This is a genomic window from Leucobacter coleopterorum (genome assembly GCF_011382985.1).
GTDB classification, from domain to species: domain Bacteria; phylum Actinomycetota; class Actinomycetes; order Actinomycetales; family Microbacteriaceae; genus Leucobacter; species Leucobacter coleopterorum.
The window spans coordinates 2,109,689-2,124,924 of sequence record NZ_CP049933.1; the positions used below are offsets into that span (position 1 = coordinate 2,109,689).

The window sequence follows — 15,236 nt, forward strand, 5'->3', positions numbered from 1 at the left end:
AGCCTGGTCGACATCCTTTGAGTCGACCCAATCTGGAGACATTTCATGACTACTCCCGCTACCCCAAGCCGCAGATCAACCCTGTCCCTCTTTAGCAAACGAGAAGCGGCAAGAGTAAGTCGGCTTCTTCGAGCCGATGTTGTCGGCGGCGTGATTGTCATGGTCGCGGCGTTTCTCGGCTTCGTTGCAGCAAACTCCCCCCTTGCAGACAACTATTTCTCACTGCGCGACACAAAGATCGGCCCCGATTCGCTCAGCCTGCACCTCAGTGTTGGGCACTGGGCCTCCGACGGGCTCCTCGCGGTGTTCTTTTTTATGGTTGGCCTTGAACTCAAGCGCGAGTTTGTTTCGGGAGCACTCAAGAAGTTCTCAACCGCAGTTGTGCCGGTCGCAGCAGCCTTTGGTGGTGTTGCGGTGCCAGCGCTCTTCTATGTGGCGTTCACCGCTGGTTCTCCTGGGGCAGACGGTTGGGCAATTCCGACTGCTACCGATATAGCCTTCGCCGTTGCTGTCCTCGCGCTCGTGGCTCCGAGAATCCCCCTGCCCTGCGCATGTTCTTATTGACGCTCGCAGTGGTCGACGACCTCATCGCCATCATTATCATCGCGATCTTTTACACCGATACGGTGCACCTTTCGCCCCTCGCGATCGCGATTGTGCCACTCGCCCTCTACGGTTTTATTTCGCATCGCTTTTCTGCGCAATTGGCCGCTTCGAAGTGGGCCGCCTGGGTCGTACTGCTCCCCTCGGAATCGTAGCGTGGGCACTATTTCATGCGTCAGGGATCCACGCAACCATCGCCGGTGTTGTTCTCGCGTTTCTCGTGCCGGTTTCCGGTCGCGGAGGCACACAACTTGCTGAGACCTTCGAACACAGATTTCGGCCCCTCTCAACAGGCATTGCCGTGCCCGTCTTTGCGTTTTTTGCGGCCGGAGTCGCCATCAGCGGAGACTCAAGGTTTCCCTTTGACCCTATTGCTTTCGGTATCATTGCGGGACTCGTGATCGGCAAGCCAGTTGGTATTGCTCTGACAACCTGGCTGCTCACACGCTGGACTCGCGCTGAACTGGACCCTGCCGTACGTTGGCGAGAGCTTATCGGTGTCGGCGCACTCGCGGGCATCGGTTTTACTGTGTCACTGCTCGTCACTGACCTCAGCTTCGATCATCCCAGCGACACAGACACCGCGAGACTCGCTGTTATGGTGGCTTCGCTTCTCGCGGTAGCCGTAGCGTCGGCTTTTCTCGTAAGACGCCGACGATAGCTAGTCGCGCAAAGCGTCTACCGGCTCGATTCTGGCGGCCTTTATCGCCGGGTATGTTCCGGCTGCGAGCCCGACCAGTGCACCCACAATCACTCCAACTGGAGCGGCCCATGGGGCAAGCATCGGGGTCCACTGCTGCGTGAGACACACTGCTAGTAACCCGAACAGTCCCACGGCGACACCGATCAGCCCACCGAGCACACCCGTCGTCACCGACTCAAGCATGAACTGCCTCGAGATATCGCGAGTGCGCGCGCCGAGAGCGCGACGCAGCCCGATCTCACCACGCCGCTCCGATACGGAGAGGAGGGTGACGTTTGCGATCCCGATTCCACCGCCAATGAGCGCAACAATGCCGATCGCAATGAACAGCACATTGACATCGGCTTCGACACTCTTTTGAAGCTCGTTCACTCCGCCGGGAGCCGCCACTTTAAATGAGTCAGGGGCATTCGGGTTGAGCGCAATCGGAGCCTGCTTGCCAACCACCGGCCCGGCACCGATGTCAATGCGAATGTCGAGAGCATCGGGCGCGGCAAGGTCGAGCTCGGAGCGAGCAGTCTCTACGGGAACGATCACAGAATCGAGCAGCCCGTCCCGCGTTCCAACCTTGTCGAGAATCCCAATGACCGTGTAGGCACGGTCGTTGACGAAGATTGCGGGTTGCCCGCTCACTCTGTTGATACCGAGCTTTTTCGCGGCGTTCTTGCCGAGCACAACAACACGGTCACGACGCTCATCGTGACCGCTATCGTAGAACCGGCCGGTCTGCATACGCCCCTGCACCGCTTGCAGGATCTCTGGCGACGCGGCAATGACAGGTGGTGGCACGGTTGCGACCTGTGATGGATCCTGCACCTGAACGGTGTCGACCTTGGGAGAGTTTGGCACTTTGGCATACAGCGCCGCATGCTTCACGCCAACCAGATCTTCTGTACGCTGCACAGCGTCCCAGGGAATCTTGGCGGTCACACGATCTTTGTTTCCTGCGGCCTTCGTTTTACCAGGCTCGACCGTAACCCGCGTCGCAGCGAGCGCATCGAACTGCTGAGAAATCTGCCCAGCAGCGGTCTGGGCAAAACCAATGGTGGCGACAAGTGAGGCAATGCCGAGCACAGTGCCGAGCAGGGTAATAACGAGTCGAGATGGGCGGGCACCCACCCCTTCGAGCGCTTCCCGAGTCAGGTCTCGAATGGGCAACCCGGGAACCTTAGTGGCACGCTTGCGTCGCTTCAGGCGCAACATCTGCGGCCAGCGCACGCTCACGCGATCACCGACAGTTCACCGTCTTGCATGCGAACTCGACGTTTGGCCGATGCAGCTACAGTTTCGTCGTGGGTAATCATAACAATGGTGAGCCCCTCTTCGCCGAGTTCTTCGAAGAGGCGCATAACGATCTCTGAATTTTGTCTGTCGAGATTACCCGTTGGTTCGTCAGCGAGCAACAGTCTGGGCGACGTACACACAGCACGTGCAATTGCCACGCGCTGCCGCTCACCGCCAGAAAGCCTGTTGGGAAAAAACTCGACCCTGTGATCCAGCCCCACTTTGGTAAGTGATTCGCGCGCGAGGGCTTCACGCTCTGTCTTTGGCACCCCGGCGTAGGCCGTCGCGAGCATTACATTTTCAAGCACAGTGCGTGTTGGAAGCAGATGAAAGGACTGAAACACAAAACCAATCGCGTTGCCACGTAGGGCCGCCCGCTCGTCGTCGCTGAGTTCCGCCGTATCAATGCCCTCGAAGAGAAACTTGCCGGTACTCGGGCGATCGAGCAGCCCAAGCGCATTCAGCATGGTTGATTTGCCCGATCCTGATGGCCCAACAATCGCGAGGTAATCACCCCGTTCGATCGTCAAGTCAATGCCCCGCAGCGCAAACACCTTGGGCGGCCCCGGAAAAAAGCGGGTGACGTCATCAAGGTGCACAATGGGTCCCGAATAGTCTTGGTCTCCGGCAGCACGCTGTTCGGCAAGTCGCGCGCTGGCGGCAGCCTCCCGAGATTCGGCTCGAGTTTGCTTCCGCACTTGTCTGCGTTGCTTACGACCAGCCGACCTCGAAAGCTCAGTGACTTCGTCTTCCGCAGACGAATCGTCGAGTTCGTCAATGAGCTCCGCGATCCCACTCATCTACCAACCACGACCTTGGCACCCTTTTTTACGCGCGCATCGTCAGAAGAAATCTCAACAAAGCCGTCGGCAGCCAGGCCAACTTTCACAACGATGTTCTCAGTGACAGCGTCGGGGCCATTCTTCGGATCGACCATCAATTCAATACGATCTTCTCCGCCTGACCCGGCAGAGAGTGCCGCGATCGGCACCGCGAGTACGTCGCCCTCGGTTGAAGCGACGGGAATTTTGATACGCACGTTTGTGTCACGCAGTGCTTCAATGTTATCTGAGGTCAGTTTGCTCGGCGTCATCGCCACGGTGTAGCGACTAGATTCTTGGCTGTTACCACCAGAATCACCACCGCCCGAATCTCCGGTATTGCCACCACCACTACCACCAGACCCCTCCGTTTTTCCTCCCGACTTGGGAGCGCGAATCTTCTTGATCGTAGCGGTGAGTTCGTCGCCGTTTGGTGCGGCAAAGAACGCTTTAGCACCCTCAGTCAGCAACTGCGCGTCCTGTTTTGAAACAGTGCCCGTAATGGTGAGTGTTGCGCCCGAGACGCTCATGGGAGAGCCTTGGAGTTCATCACCTCGGGCCACGGAAACCTCGTCCACTCGGCGCGGAAGACCAGTGAGGAAGAGCACTTCGTTGGAGGGCAGAGTTGGCAGCACAGCTACCTGCGCCTCCCCAAGCTTCTCCTGCGAGTCACTCAGGGTATCGTTCGCCTCGTTGAGCGCTGCCTGCTCTGCATTTGTATTGGGCTGCGCGGTTGCAATCGCCTCGTCGAGCGCCGACTGCGCCCCCGCAAGACCGAGCTGCGCGTCACGCACGCCACGCTCCGCCTCACGAAGGGCCTGCTGAGCCTCGTCTCCGCCAGTCGAAGCTGTGTACCCGATCTGCTCGTACAATGCCCCCACGGCAACTGCCGTATCTGCGTCATAGGTGTCTGAGTCGATGTTGCCGACCCCGAAGCCCATTGCCGCGAGCGCCTGTTTGAGCTGCGTCACGTCGGGCCCACGCATACCAAACGCCAGTGAACGGTATGCGGGCAGTTCGCCAGGTAACACAACAACGGGACGCCCGGCAATCTCGAGAGCGATGTTTCCGGTGTCAAGGATCGCTCCGACCTCAGGCACACGACCTGTGATGACCGCACGGCCTCCACCGCCCGCGGCGTCAATCGATACGGCCACCGAGTCGGCATAGCTCACCTCACCGCGAATCACCACGGTGTTCTCAATCTGTCGTTTCTCGACCGGTGCCGTGACGGGACCGGGATCTGGAGCCTTGGTTCGTGCAGCCACTTCCGCAGGCGAAACAATAAACTGCATCACTCCCACACCAAGGAGCAACGACACAATTGCAACACCGGCAATGAGGCCAACGAGGCGTGCCCCAGCCCAGCCGTGTTTCTTCTTGGGCGTTGCAGTTTCGTCGGCAGCCTCGGCATCGGCAGCATTGACGGAGCCAGCCGTAGAGTTCGAGGGCAGTTCGTCGGCAGCGAGCTGACTGTCCTCCTGAGGCTCTACCTCTTGCGGAGATTCCCGATGTTTCCGATTCCGTCGCAGCACAGCCACCGGTTACTTGTCTTTCTTCTTCGAGCCATATTTGGCAAGCATCGCGTCAAGTTCCGACTTGTGCTCGTCGACAAACTTCTGCTCGGCAGCATTCACAATATCCTGCTGCTTTTCGATGTATCCGACCTTGTCCTGGCATTTACGATCGGCCACAGCGGCCTTGATTTCTTTTTCTTGGAACTTCTTCTTCTCAGCCTTGCTCGGGCCAGTAGGCTCCTTATCGCTATCTGAACCCTCTGCATACCCGGCTTCCTGGACCTTGTTCCAGTCTTCCATCATCGCTGTCCAAGCCTCGTCTGGGTTTGCGAAGTCGTACCCAGCATTGACGATGCACTCGGACCACTCTCGGTTAATCTTCGCGACGTCCTCATTAGGGGAGGCGTTTTCGCCGTCGCCATAGACGTCGGTCCACACGTTCTGCATCTTGTCGAAGAGGTCTTTAAACTCGGGATCTTCGGCCGCTTCCATCGCTTCACCCTGCACCTCGTGCTGAGCGGCACCGTAACAACCAGCAGACTTCCAGTCGTACTCCTGTATAGTCTCGTCTTCGTCGCCTTCGCCAGTCATTTCTGTCGGCGTTCCCCACAGCGTCTCATCGTAGGCTGCTCGTTCCGAGTCGGAGAGGCTGTCGAGGTACTCCTGGTTCGGATCGACATACTCTTTCTCGTTGCCGTCTCCACCTGTTGCTTCTTCCTCGTAGGGAGAAGTTACAAATCCATAACCGTAGGTTTCCGCAAACTTCATCGAGTTAGGATCCGGCATATCACTGTCTTCATCATCACTAAAGACAACCGTGCCACCATTTTCGGTATTCGGAATGTACTCGAATGCTTCCTTCGCCATGCAGTCGGCGACCAGCTCTTCGATTTTCACCTGCTGCTTGTCGTAATACTCCTGGTTGTACTCCTCGTCGCCCCACATAGCACTCATGTACTTAGAGAGGGGCCCCTCCTCCACTTTCTTCTTTTCGGGATCGCCGCTGCAACCGGTGAGCGCAAGGGCAGCAATGACAAGCACAGCGGGAACAGAAAATCGGTAGGAAAGTTTAGTCTTCATCGGGGCCTCATTACCGTGGGGGCGGGGTCGGAGTAGGGGTAGCTCAATGACCATCAAGTTTGACGGAAACATCTATGCGTAACACCATTGCGAGACGCATAATGGGCAGCATACGATACGAAATCTGCAATTAGGTGTGAAGAAGCTGTCCCGAAATGCCCGAATATCCGCTTGAGTTTGTGGCTCTCCCGCGGGCGTGCTAACGTATCTATGTTGCTCACGGAGCAGCGAGCACCTCTAGCTCAATGGCAGAGCAATTGACTCTTAATCAATGGGTTCCGGGTTCGAGTCCCGGGGGGTGTACGACTCAGGCTCTTCTTCCAAATGACGCGGAAGAAGAGCCTTTTCGTTTCTGGCTAGGAGGCCACATGTCACAGCCCCCGCTCCATCGGCCGATCTTGCCTTTGCCCTAAGGCTCGCTGATCTCGCCGACACTATTTCGCTCCCCCGTTTTCGCTCGGCCGACCTCACGATAGAAACGAAACCTGATCGCACCTTTGTTACCGACGCTGACAAAGCCGTCGAGTCGGCATTGCGCGAGCTCATAGAGACAGAACGTCCGGGCGACAGTTTCTTCGGCGAAGAATCCGGCAGAGCAGAACGTGGTGAGCGGAGGTGGATCATCGATCCCATCGACGGCACCTCCAACTTCTTGCGGGGTGTACCCAACTGGGCCACGCTAATTGCACTTGAGGTTGCAGGCGAGCCCTCGTTGGGAGTTGTGTCGGCGCCGGGCTTCGGCGGCCGCTGGTGGGCCGAAACTGGGTCCGGGGCGTGGGGACAGCAAGCGGGCACTGATCCTCGTCCCCTGCGCGTCTCTGGCGTGAATGATCTCGAGCACGCCTCACTCAGCTTCCAAAGCATCGAGCAGTGGGACCACGCCGGTTACCTACAACCGCTCATTGCGCTCAGCCGAACCGTGTGGCGGGACCGCGCGTACGGTGACATGTGGTCGTATATGTTACTTGCCGAAGGGCTCGTTGACATCGTCGCGGAGTTCGACGTGAAGCCCTACGATCTGGCGGCGCTCGTGCCGATCGTGCGCGAGGCTGGAGGCAAGTTCACCGACATCAACGGCGCAGAGAGCGCGTGGAACGGCAGCTCGCTCGCCACAAACGGCGCGCTACACGACGCGGTGATTGCGGTCATTACGGGCACAGGATCGGGGTCAGAGGTGTCAGCGTGAGCGAGTCACAGATGCCTTCCCCCACCGCAAAGCATGTGCAGCCAGGGTGGAAGACGGTTTTGCTCGCACTGGGCATCGACACTGTGCTTGTTGTGCTGTTCGCCGCGCTCGGTCGAAGCAGCCACTCGCGCGAGGCGACACTCTTCGGCCTGTGGGACACAGCGTGGCCGTTTCTCGCGGGGCTTACGATCATGTGGGTGTCGGCTCGCATCTCGAAACATCCGCTGTCCCCAGTAAAGTCAGGCATTCCCCTGTGGATCGGCACCGTCGCGCTCGGCATGATCCTACGTGCGCTCACTGGTTCGGGCACGGCTTTGCCATTCGTCATCGTAGCCACTGTTTCAATCGCGGTGTTTTTGATCGGCTGGCGCATGATTGCACAGTTACTCGGCAAGCTCGTTGTGCGACAGGGTTAGCTCCAAGAACGGGCATCTAGCCCAAGCGTCCACTCGCACACGTCCCCAACGAAGCGGGTGTAGGCGGCGACCTCAAACTCGTCGGCGGAATTGACATATACCGAGTAGCCGTCGATCGCGATGAAAATGCGTACGCACGCCGCAAAAGGGTCATCGGCATGAAACTCCCCGACTTCAACACCGTCCTTAATGAGGTTCAGCATGTGGTCGCGATCCTTCGCCTCCTGCACGGCAATCGCTCTAGCCAACACATCACTAAACCGCCCCAGATGACGCGCATTCAGCCAGAGTCGGGCGAGGTCATTGGCCTCACCACTCGTCACGCGGTGCACGAGCGCAGCGAGACGCGAAGTGGGAGAGCCCTTCCCCGCAAACATTTGTTCCCGTTCTCCGGTCACAGCGAGTTCAAACGCCGCGGCCACCAGGTCTTCGACCGCCGGAAAATAGTGACTAATCAGACCGGGCCTCACACCAAGCTGATCGGCAACCGCCCGAAGCGTAACGCGTTCAAGCCCATCAGCGAGCGCGATTGACGAGGCATGAGCGAGAATCTCGGCGCGACGCTCCTCCGGTGGCTTGCGCGATCGGGTCGCCGTTTGCTGCACCACCATGTTCAACATGATAGCGCCGGGCACGGCATCTCACTGCTTAGTCAGCGAGTCGAGACAGCGTCTCAGCGACTCGATTCGAGAACCCCCACTCGTTGTCGTACCAGGAGGACACCTTGATGTGTCGACCCACCACACGAACGAGTTCTGAGTCGAAGATGGACGACGCTGGGTTGCCGACGATATCTGACGACACCAACGGATCCTCTGAGTACTCAAGAATGCCCCGCAGGCGCCCCTCGGCGGCCTCACGGTACGCGGCTCGCACCTCATCCTCGGTCACGTCACGCTCAACCATCGCCGTGAGCTCAACAATCGAACCTACAGGCACAGGTACGCGGATCGCATCGCCACTCAGTTTACCCTCGAGCTCTGGCAGTACTTTACCGATCGCTCGCGCTGCTCCAGTTGAAGACGGCACGATATTGAGGGCCGCAGCGCGGGCGCGACGGGGATCGGAGTGCGGACTGTCAACCAGATTCTGATCCTGCGTGTACGCGTGCACAGTCATCATGAACCCCTGCTCGATCCCAGCGAGCTGATGCAGCACCTGCGCGAGCGGAGCGAGCGCGTTTGTCGTGCACGAGGCATTTGAGATCACAAAGTGCTCGGCGGGATCGTACGCGTCTTCGTTCACACCGCGAACGAGCGTCACGTCGGAGCCCGAAGAGGGGGCGCTCACGAGCACTCGCTTTGCACCGGCGTCAAGGTGCAAGTGTGCATCCTTTGCTTTTGTGAAGCGACCGGTCGACTCTAAGACCACGTCGATACTCAGTTCACCCCATGGCAGCAGCGCAGGGTCGCGCTGAGCGAGAAGCCTAATGCGCCGATCCCCCACGACTAGTTCATTGCCCTCAGCCCGCATGGGTGTCGTCGCGCGGCCGTAGACAGAGTCAAAGTTGTATAGCTGCGCAATCGTCTTTGCGTCGGTGAGATCATTGATTGCGACCAGCTCCAGATCGCTCGACTGTTCCAGTAACGCACGCAGCACCCCCCTTCCGATTCGCCCGAAACCGTTGATTGCAATACGACCAGTCATGGCTGTCCTTTCTTGTACAGCTAAGGATCTCGCGCTTCGCGGTCTCGCGACCAGTGGCATCAATGCCACCTACAGAAAGAATCTCGCCAATGTCACTCACCCCGGGTGAAGGTACGGCGATACTCTGAAGGGGTCGTGCCGAGCACCCGTCGAAAGTGCAGCCGCAGATTGACTGCGGTCCCCAAGCCAACCTGCGTTGCGATGGTATCGACACTCAGGTCCGTGCTTTCAAGCAGCTCACGCGCGAGATCAAGACGAGCGCGCATCACCCACCGCATCGGGGTGTAACCGGTCTCTTCTGTGAAGCGCCTCGAGAGAGTACGCTCCGACACTCGGGCATGGGTTGCTAGCGTTTGGATTGTGAGGGGTTCGTGTAGTCGATGCAGCGCCCACTCGCGCGTGCTGGCAAGTCGTTCACCGTAGGTTTCGGGCACGGACCGACGCACAAACTGACCCTGTCCACCGCTGCGATACGGGGCTGCAACAAGCCGTCTGGCCGCGTGGTTCGCAGCAGCCATGCCGAGATCCGCGCGCAAGATGTGCAGGCAAAGGTCGATGCCCGACGCGGCACCCGCAGACGTCAACACAGAACCCTCATCGACAAACAACACACTCTCGTCTACCTGCACTTGCGGAAACTGGGCCGCGAAGATTTGTGCGTAGTGCCAGTGTGTGGTCGCTCGCTTTTGGTCCAGTAGCCCGGTTGCAGCGAGCGCAAACGCTCCCGTTGAAATGGCGGCGAGGCGAACGCCGCGTTCGTGGGCCTTCACGAGGGCATCGAGCAGCTTCTCGGGCGGAGGTTCCCGATCCGGATGTCTCGTACCCGGCAAAAATACCAGGTCGGCGTCGTCGAGAGCTTCGAGCCCCGTATCCACGGAGTACGAGAGGCCGTCGCCACCAGGAATCAGCCCCGGCTCGATTCCGCACACATGCACTTCATAGGGCATGCTGGCGCGGGTTGTAAACACTTGGGCTGGAATGCCCACGTCGAGCGGCTTCGCGCCTTCTCGCACAACGACGGCAACCTTTTTCACAGCTTCAAGCTTATTCGTCTGAATGAGCTTGCCGACGCCCAAGAATCAGACCGCGGTGCCACACGCCGGTACCATTGGGGGATTTCAGCCGAGCCGTCACGAAGCACACTTGAAGGTATGCAACCGACTCCCCCAACCGTTTCACCCTCACTCCATAACCGCGCAGCGAGCAGCGGCACTGACACTAGCACCGCCCGATTTGTGGGCGTAGACATCGCACGTTTTCTCGCGATTATCGGCATGATGGCAACACACCTGCTCGCAGTCAACGCAATGAATCCTGGCGCAAGTGAGCTGGATCAGACGATCGGAACATTCGCCGAAACATTCACCTCGGGCATCGCTGCGCCACTCTTTGCGCTGCTTGGCGGCTTAAGCATGGTGTTCGCAACTCGTCGACTGCTTCGAGAGAAACGGGTCGGCGGCGCTATCGCGGCGATCGCGTTGCGAGGTGCCATTCTTGTTCTCATTGGCATGCTGCTCGGACTCATCGAGAGCCCCATTGTTGTGGTTCTCGCCTACTACGGGGTCGCGATGTTGCTCTTGGCCCCACTGATAGCGGCCCGCAGCTGGATACTCGCCAGCTTGGCCACCGTGCTCGCAGTTGCGGGCGGCGCACTGAATGCAGCGGTCAGAACCGAACTTGGTGTCGTCGGTGAGGGAGGATCCGTCACGTTCGAGGCATTCTTCAATGCCCCCTCGAAAACCTCAGGGCGTTGCTGCTCACGGGGCAATATCCTGCAGTCACGTGGGTCGTATACATGCTCGTTGGTGTTCTGATCGGGCGCGCGTTCGTCGCGGCATCAACCAGGGGCTCACTCACTCGAATAGCCATTGCACTTGGCAGTATCGGTACGGTCATCGCGATCGCAGCGCAGCTCATTTCAGCCTTTGTCATCGCACACCTCGGAAGCTTCGGCTTCGAGGCTGTCCCCGGTGTTGAGCCTGAGCTGTTTACGACGCTTCTGACGACTCCTTCGTTTGGCGCTCCCATGAGTCCTCTTCCGTGGGCTCAACTCGTTGCGACACCACACTCTGGCTCACCGATGGACCTTCTTCGCACCATTGGGATCGGGCTCGCCGTAGTCAGCGTGCTCGTGTTGATCTTTGACGTCGCTCGGGGCAACCGAAAACCTTCTCGGGTCACCGACATTGTGCGGTCTGCGGGAGCCGCCTCGCTCACCATTTACACGCTTCACGTCGCTGCGAGCGGCATGCTATTCTCTGCGGTGCTCGCGGATGCAGAATCGACCATAGCAGCGAACGGAATGATGCCCTGGTGGGCTGCTGGCCCTTGGTCGTTTCTTATTCAGTTTGCGGGAGTTCTTGTAATTGGAGCGATCTTGTCGTTCACACGTCGCCGTGGCCCACTTGAAGCACTCGTTTCTGGTGTCGTAAAAACGGCGGTTCGGAGCTAGTCAGCGGCTCAACATCCTTTGACAGCAGCAGAGGCCACCCTTCCGGGTGGCCTCTGCTGCTGATAAGACTGTGTGCGATGTGCCCGGTGGAGCCGCGGGGAATTGAACCCCGGTCCACTTCGATGATTCCATGCCTTCTACGGGTGTAGTTCGTGCAAGCGTTCTACTCGGCCCCGCCCTTTGTCACGAACACCTAGTGCGACAGGCCCAGTTTCAGTAAAAGTCCCGATGCGCCCTGAAACACGACGAACCAGCAAGCCTCCTAAATGACGCCAGGAACCGGGGCGGAGGCACACCCGGCCTGACGGACTCGGTCTCGTGCTTAGGCAGCGAGAGCGAAGTCGGTGCGCTTAGCGTTGGCACCTATAGTTTGCGAAGGGCGTTTACGAGATAACTCCGCGTCCTCGACCCGCTTCTCACAGTCTCAAATCGACGTGTCGAAACCGATCGGCCCCGGGTATTACGGGGCGTTCACATTGCACACTGTTGAATTATCAAACCGGGAGTTAAACCCCGGCCTTACAGATTACCACGCCGCGGCACGAGCCGCGCGTCCACCCAGGGTCCTCCTAGAGCCCCGCCACAGGATTCAGTGCACCCCGCAAACCTCGTGAGAGCGCAGTTTTGCATGTTTTTTCTGCGGCAAAACCTGCAAAACTGCGCTCTCACGAGGGTTCTTGCTGCAGCGCTGCAGCCTTAAAGAGACCCGGGTTGTCACCCCGGAAGGAGATGACACTTCAAGAGGAGGAATCCGCGCAAAATCGTCCTACTAGATTGCCTTCTCCTTCAGGGGTGACGCAGCGCACACACGCCAAACGCCGCGCAGCTAGTTCGAGACAGCGCGCGGCACCAAGCGCTCCAGCTGGGTCACGTGCTCAGGGGTCAACTCTTCGAGCGAGGCAACTTCCAGCAGCTTCATCGTGCGCACAACCTGATCCGACAGGATCTCGATCGCCCGATCCACCCCGGCCCGCCCACCGGCCATCAGCCCGTACAGGTACGCCCGCCCGATCAGCGTGAACTTCGCGCCCAGAGCGATCGACGCCACGATATCGGCCCCGTTCATAATGCCGGTGTCGATCACAACCTCGGTGTCTTTGCCGACCTCGCGCACCACCTGAGGCAGCAGGTGGAATGGGATCGGCGCGCGGTCGAGCTGACGCCCACCGTGATTCGAGAGGATGATGCCGTCGACGCCCAGATCCACAAGCCGCTTTGAGTCCTCGACGTTCTGCACACCCTTCACAACCAACTTGCCCGGCCACATGCCGCGAATGATATCGAGGTCTTCGAACGAGATCGACGGATCCATCGCCGAGTCGAGCAGTTCCCCCACGGTGCCGCCGGTTGCCGACAGCGAGGCGAACTCGAGTTTAGGTGTGGTGAGAAAGTCCCACCACCACCAGGGCCTGGGGATGGCATTTGCGATCGTGCCAAGACTCAGCTGCGGCGGGATCGAAAACCCGTTGCGCTTGTCACGCAAGCGAGCCCCAGCGACAGGGGTATCAACCGTAAACATGAGCGTGTCAAAGCCCGCGGCCGCGGCCCGCTCAACGAGCGCGTAACTGATCTCGCGCTGCCGCATCACATACAGCTGAAACCAGTTGCGACCGTTAGGGTTCGCGGCCTTCACATCCTCGATCGAGGTAGTGCCCAGCGTCGACAGCGTGAACGGAATGCCCGCGGCCCCGGCAGCCCCGGCCCCCGCAATCTCACCCTCTGTCTGCATCAGCCGCGTAAACCCGGTCGGCGCGATCCCAAACGGCATTGCCGAGGTATCGCCAAACACGGTCGCGGTGGTGTCAACGGTCGACACATCACGCAGAATCGACGGGTGAAACTCGACGTCTTCGAACGCCTGGCGTGCACGGGCGAGCGATAGTTCTCCCTCCGCCGACCCGTCAGTGTAGTCGAAAGCGGCGGCGGGGGTGCGTCGCTTCGCGATGCTCCGCAGATCGTAAATGGTGAGCGCACTGTCGAGGCGGCGCTTTTTGCCATTGAACTGCGGCTTCTTAAACTGCATCAAGTCGAGCAGCTCCGCTGGCTTGGGAACCTGACGTTTGACCATACTGACAACCTATCTTGGCAAGTACTCGGTGAGGGGTGAGGATCGGACAACAACCTCGCGAAGGTCTTCGAGTTCACGGCCAACCTGGCCGAGTGCGCGGGCCTGCACCAGCATGTTACCCATCGCGGTAGCCTCGGTGGGGCCTGCGACCACACGCAATCCTGAACGATCGGCGGTGGCCTGACACAGCAGGGCATTCTGCGAGCCACCCCCACGATGTGAAGCACCGACACATCGTGGTCCGCAAGCCGCGTGGCCTCGTGCACCGCAGCGGCAAAGGCCTGCGCGAGGCTCTCGATGATGCAGCGAACAATCTCTGCCCGAGACTCGGGGGCGCGCTCACCGCGTGTGCCGTACCAGTTGCGGATGCGCACGGGAACATCACCGGCAGGCAGGAACACGGGGTCGTTGACGTCAAAGACGGGCACACCCGAGGGCACCCGCGCCGCATCACTGAGTAGTTCCTCCAGCAGGCTGGAGCGCTGGGCATCAGTAGCCGCTGGCTCCCAGAATCGCAACGACTCCGAGAGCAGCCACAGGCCCATCACGTTGTGCAGAAACCGCGTGCGCCCGTCGACACCGCCCTCGTTCGTAAAGTTTGCAAGCCGCGCCTCCTCGCTCAGCACTGGCGCGTCGATCTCAAGCCCCACGAGCCCCCAGGTGCCGCAGGAGACGTAGGCAAAGTCGCGGCCAGGGTTCGGGATCGCGGCCACCGCCGAGGCCGTGTCGTGCGAGCCGACCGCAACCACATTGAGGGCTCGACCGACACGGGCCGCGACATCAAGCGAGAGCTTACCGACGGCCGCACCCGCGTCGATGAGCGGGGGCAGGATCGCGCGCGGAATACCAAGGCTCGCTGCGAGGTCGAGATCCCACTCCCCGGTTTTCGCACCGAGCAGTCCCGTCGTTGAAGCGTTGCTGCGCTCGGAGTAGGCCTTGCCAGTGAGCCAGAAGTTCAGCAGATCAGGGATCAGTAGCATACGATCCGCGAGCGACAGCAGCTCACCCGCCGCCTGCTGCTCAACCACCAGTTGGTACACGGTATTGAAGTTGAGGTGCTGCAAGCCGTTGCGAGCGAACAGCTCTTCGGGGCTGATCCGCGCGTGCACCGCTGTAACTCCGGCGTCGTTTCGCACGTCGCGGTAGTGGAAGGGCACGCCGAGCAGGCGATCCCCACGAAACAGCCCGTAGTCGACACCCCACGAGTCAATTCCCACGCTCACGATCTCACCGGGCACCTCTCGCTCGGCCGCTGCAAGACCGAGCAGCACCTCGCGGTACAGCTCCAGGAGGTTCCAGTGCATGCCATCGCGGGTGTGCACCGGGTTGTTCGCGAAGCGGGCAATGTGCCGCATCTGCAACACACCGCGGTCAATACGGCCCAGGATCACGCGGCCACTCGTCGCCCCGAGGTCAACGGCGGCAACAACTCCGGGCTCTGCTGGACCCCCCACGGCTG

General features: G+C 59.7%; 14 protein-coding genes, 1 tRNA gene, 1 other RNA gene and 1 pseudogene. 7 read left to right on the plus strand and 10 right to left on the minus strand.

Annotated features, from left to right (window positions below; all coding sequences use genetic code 11):
* Nucleotides 1–159 precede the first annotated feature (159 nt).
* Nucleotides 160–758 (plus strand): annotated as a pseudogene (locus G7066_RS17505) (Na+/H+ antiporter NhaA).
* A complete protein-coding gene (locus tag G7066_RS17510) occupies nt 719–1,264 on the plus strand; it encodes a Na+/H+ antiporter NhaA (protein WP_341873789.1) in 546 nt (181 codons plus the stop codon). The pseudogene G7066_RS17505 and the gene G7066_RS17510 overlap by 40 nt, the downstream one beginning before the upstream one ends.
* Here G7066_RS17510 and G7066_RS09940 read toward each other — a convergent pair whose 3' ends face one another.
* The 4 genes from G7066_RS09940 to G7066_RS09955 are packed head-to-tail and all read right to left on the minus strand — an operon-like array spanning nt 1,265 to nt 6,008.
* On the minus strand, nt 1,265–2,530 hold the full coding sequence (locus G7066_RS09940; RefSeq protein WP_244302901.1) for an ABC transporter permease: 1,266 nt from the start codon (nt 2,528–2,530) through the stop codon (nt 1,265–1,267). It lies immediately after the preceding gene.
* Nucleotides 2,527–3,390, minus strand: a complete 864-nt coding sequence (locus G7066_RS09945; protein ID WP_166330808.1) for an ABC transporter ATP-binding protein — start codon at nt 3,388–3,390, stop codon at nt 2,527–2,529. Before G7066_RS09945 ends, G7066_RS09940 begins: the two co-directional genes overlap by 4 nt.
* Complete coding sequence (locus G7066_RS09950; RefSeq protein ID WP_244302902.1) at nt 3,387–4,946, minus strand: hypothetical protein; 1,560 nt, start codon at nt 4,944–4,946, stop codon at nt 3,387–3,389. Before G7066_RS09950 ends, G7066_RS09945 begins: the two co-directional genes overlap by 4 nt.
* 9 nt (nt 4,947–4,955) lie before the next feature.
* Entirely contained in the window at nt 4,956–6,008 is a 1,053-nt protein-coding gene (locus tag G7066_RS09955; RefSeq protein WP_166330810.1) for a hypothetical protein, read from the minus strand.
* Nucleotides 6,009–6,239: 231 nt separating this feature from the next.
* Here G7066_RS09955 and G7066_RS09960 point away from each other — a divergent pair.
* The 3 genes from G7066_RS09960 to G7066_RS09970 all read left to right on the plus strand — a co-directional run bounded on the left by G7066_RS09960 (nt 6,240) and on the right by G7066_RS09970 (nt 7,610).
* Nucleotides 6,240–6,311, plus strand: a tRNA-Lys gene (locus tag G7066_RS09960).
* A 49-nt stretch (nt 6,312–6,360) separates the two neighbouring features.
* Nucleotides 6,361–7,194: an inositol monophosphatase family protein gene (locus tag G7066_RS09965; protein WP_166332018.1), complete on the plus strand. Its 834-nt coding sequence runs from the start codon at nt 6,361–6,363 to the stop codon at nt 7,192–7,194.
* Complete coding sequence (locus tag G7066_RS09970; RefSeq protein WP_244302903.1) at nt 7,191–7,610, plus strand: DUF3054 domain-containing protein; 420 nt, start codon at nt 7,191–7,193, stop codon at nt 7,608–7,610. Before G7066_RS09965 ends, G7066_RS09970 begins: the two co-directional genes overlap by 4 nt.
* Here the strand turns inward: G7066_RS09970 and G7066_RS09975 are convergent.
* The 3 genes from G7066_RS09975 to G7066_RS09985 all read right to left on the minus strand — a co-directional run bounded on the left by G7066_RS09975 (nt 7,607) and on the right by G7066_RS09985 (nt 10,291).
* Nucleotides 7,607–8,245 (minus strand): TetR/AcrR family transcriptional regulator, encoded by a 639-nt coding sequence (locus tag G7066_RS09975; RefSeq protein WP_341873790.1) that lies wholly within the window; start codon nt 8,243–8,245, stop codon nt 7,607–7,609. The two genes, G7066_RS09970 and G7066_RS09975, sit on opposite strands and share 4 nt — an antisense overlap.
* Nucleotides 8,246–8,258: 13 nt before the next feature.
* Nucleotides 8,259–9,257: a type I glyceraldehyde-3-phosphate dehydrogenase gene (gene gap / locus G7066_RS09980; RefSeq protein ID WP_166330812.1), complete on the minus strand. Its 999-nt coding sequence runs from the start codon at nt 9,255–9,257 to the stop codon at nt 8,259–8,261.
* Between the two features lie 92 nt (nt 9,258–9,349).
* Nucleotides 9,350–10,291 (minus strand): GlxA family transcriptional regulator, encoded by a 942-nt coding sequence (locus tag G7066_RS09985; protein ID WP_166330814.1) that lies wholly within the window; start codon nt 10,289–10,291, stop codon nt 9,350–9,352.
* Between the two features lie 117 nt (nt 10,292–10,408).
* On the opposite strand from G7066_RS09985, the gene G7066_RS09990 reads away from it, so the two are divergent.
* Together G7066_RS09990 and G7066_RS09995 are read left to right on the plus strand one after the other, a co-directional pair.
* Nucleotides 10,409–11,071: a heparan-alpha-glucosaminide N-acetyltransferase domain-containing protein gene (locus tag G7066_RS09990; protein WP_166330816.1), complete on the plus strand. Its 663-nt coding sequence runs from the start codon at nt 10,409–10,411 to the stop codon at nt 11,069–11,071.
* On the plus strand, nt 11,053–11,709 hold the full coding sequence (locus tag G7066_RS09995; protein ID WP_166330818.1) for a hypothetical protein: 657 nt from the start codon (nt 11,053–11,055) through the stop codon (nt 11,707–11,709). Before G7066_RS09990 ends, G7066_RS09995 begins: the two co-directional genes overlap by 19 nt.
* An 84-nt stretch (nt 11,710–11,793) precedes the next feature.
* Here G7066_RS09995 and ssrA read toward each other — a convergent pair.
* The 3 genes from ssrA to G7066_RS10010 form a co-directional block, all read right to left on the minus strand.
* Nucleotides 11,794–12,164: a transfer-messenger RNA gene (ssrA, locus tag G7066_RS10000) on the minus strand.
* 371 nt (nt 12,165–12,535) lie between these two features.
* A complete protein-coding gene (locus G7066_RS10005; protein WP_166330820.1) occupies nt 12,536–13,777 on the minus strand; it encodes an alpha-hydroxy acid oxidase in 1,242 nt (413 codons plus the stop codon).
* The gene (locus G7066_RS10010; RefSeq protein ID WP_425280725.1) at nt 13,732–15,231 is read right to left on the minus strand and encodes a rhamnulokinase; all 1,500 of its coding nucleotides are present in this window, start codon (nt 15,229–15,231) and stop codon (nt 13,732–13,734) included. Before G7066_RS10010 ends, G7066_RS10005 begins: the two co-directional genes overlap by 46 nt.
* Nucleotides 15,232–15,236: the final 5 nt, after the last annotated feature.